This is a genomic window from Nocardioides stalactiti (assembly GCF_014180715.1).
Taxonomy (GTDB): Bacteria; Actinomycetota; Actinomycetes; order Propionibacteriales; family Nocardioidaceae; genus Nocardioides; species Nocardioides stalactiti.
Window position 1 is genome coordinate 1 of sequence record NZ_JACEFC010000263.1, and the last position, 308, is coordinate 308.

At 68.5% G+C, this 308-nt stretch carries 1 protein-coding gene; it reads right to left on the reverse strand.

The annotated features are described in order from the left end of the window. Positions 1–308: DDE-type integrase/transposase/recombinase (locus tag H0487_RS22830; RefSeq protein ID WP_183096461.1), on the reverse strand; the 308-nt coding region annotated here is incomplete at both ends.

Genomic DNA, 308 nt, shown 5'->3' on the forward strand with positions numbered 1-308 from the left:
GCCGCTGGGTGTAGCGGATGGCGAGGTATTGAACGCCTTTGTCCGAATGCGCGATGACACCGGCGGTGTCTTGGCCGGCGTGCTGCCGGGTCCACAGCCCCATCTCGAGTGCGTCCAAGGCGAGGTCGGTGCGCAGGCTCGTCGACAGTTGCCACCCGACGACCCGGCGGGAGTAGACGTCGATGACGAACGCTGCGTAGACCCAGCCGGCGAAGGTGCGGCAGTAGGTGATGTCAGCGACCCAGACCCGGTTCGGGGCCGGCGCCGCGAAGTTTCGGTCCAGCAGGTCGGGCCTGGTGTCCGGGCCC